This is a genomic window from Serratia sp. A07 (genome assembly GCF_058725505.1).
In genome coordinates this window covers 1-1,650 of record NZ_JBZXDO010000150.1, presented here as the reverse complement: position 1 = coordinate 1,650, position 1,650 = coordinate 1, and the positions used below count along the sequence as shown (strand labels likewise).

The window sequence follows — 1,650 nt, the reverse complement described above, 5'->3', positions numbered from 1 at the left end:
GTCAACGTCACGCGGCAGCGTGGCCTCGGCCACTACCGCATATTTCTCGCGCTTCATCTTCATTTTTACCACCGGCAATCGTCCGGCCAGCGCGACGTAACACTCCAGGTCATCAAGGTTCTGCACGTCCGAGTAGCTCACCAGGTGCTCGCTCACCTCGTCCTTGGAGAACTGCACGCCGTCACGAATGATATCGACGCCGTAGCTGTACTGGTCGCGGAACTTGAGGTGGCGTTTTTCACCCAGCTCTTCCTGCACAAACTTGGCCACGTGCGCACTGGGCGCGCGGCCGAACACGCGGGTGTTGAGCAGGTCCCAGATATCGGCGGCGCCCTCGCGCCCGAACTGCGCCTCCAGCTGCGGGTAGTTCTGCAACCCTATCAGCGTACAGCCGCCGAACTTGCGCGCCTCGGCGATATAATCCTTAAGTATCGGCAGCTTGTGCAGCGACGGCAGCTCGTCAAGCAGCAGCCAGATGCGCCGCTCGCGGTCGCCGTTGTCCGGACGCAGTCCCAGCACGTTGACCATCAGCATGTGCAGCCAGGCGGTCAGCAGCGGCTTGAGCGCCTCGTGATGGCGCCCGTCGCTGGTAATGAATATCCAGCCGTTGTCGCCGTTCATGTCTTCGGTATGTACCCAGTCACGCAGGTTGAAGGGCCGCTTGCCCTCTTCGTCCAGCCCCTGCAGGAAGCGCAGCGCGGTGACATAGCTGGTCAGCACCATACGGATGGTCATGGCGGTCTTCTCGACGCTGCCATCCACCAGGTTGGCCGAATCCGTGTCCTTGAGGAAGCCGCGCAAATCCGCGAGCGTCACCGACAGCAGCTTTTTCATCAGGGTGCGCAGGTTGCGCTCGTTCATTTTGGCCAGACGCCGCGCCACGTCGGCAAACAGCCGGCGGGCGGCCAGCAGCCAGAAGGGGTCGCCGCTCGGCGCGTCCGGCAGCAACGTCTTGGCAAAGTTCTCGAAATCCGCCACCGTGCGGCACTCGTCCCATAAATCCCAGGCGGCGCAGCGCGCATCGAACGGGTTGAGGATGACGTCCTTGTTCGGCCGGTAGAACAGCGGCAGGAAGTTGCCGCCCTTGTCGTAAATCATCACCTTGTGCCCTTCGGCGCGCAGCTGACGGCAGATGTTGATTATCATGGTGCTTTTACCCGACCCCACCGTGCCGTGCATGGCGATGTTCTGCATCTCGCTGTAACGCACCATATGCAGCCCGCACAGCGAGAGCGGCGACAGCCGGTCGTGCTTTTTCAAAATCCTGTTGACCACCTTCACGTCATCGACCAGCTCGCGCCCGCCCACGATGACGTTCTCGCGCTGGCGGCGACCACTTCGGCCCAGATACCAGAACACGGCGAGAAAACCGAGCGCAAAGGTGACGCTGGCCGCGCCCCAGCCCCAGAACGCCACCTCCTTGAGGTGATTGCCCTGCTGCTGGAAATAGCGGTCGGCCACCACCTGCGCCGCCGTGAACTTGAACTCGACGACCTGACCGGTTTGCGGCCGTGTCCAGTGAAAGGTCATGGTGTTGCCGGCGCCGGAGGGGAATTGCCGGTGAAACGGCAGCACCACCCATTTGACCAACCAGTAACTGCCGCCGTGGATGATTTGCTCAAAACGCATCGACAACCCGACCCACAGCGC

The 1,650-nt window shown here is 62.1% G+C and carries 1 protein-coding gene; it reads right to left on the bottom strand.

All coding sequences use genetic code 11. From position 1 onward, the window contains the following. A partial coding sequence (gene traD / locus AC4PR2_RS28715) for a type IV conjugative transfer system coupling protein TraD (RefSeq protein WP_492176028.1) occupies positions 1–1,650 on the bottom strand: 1,650 nt, incomplete at both ends.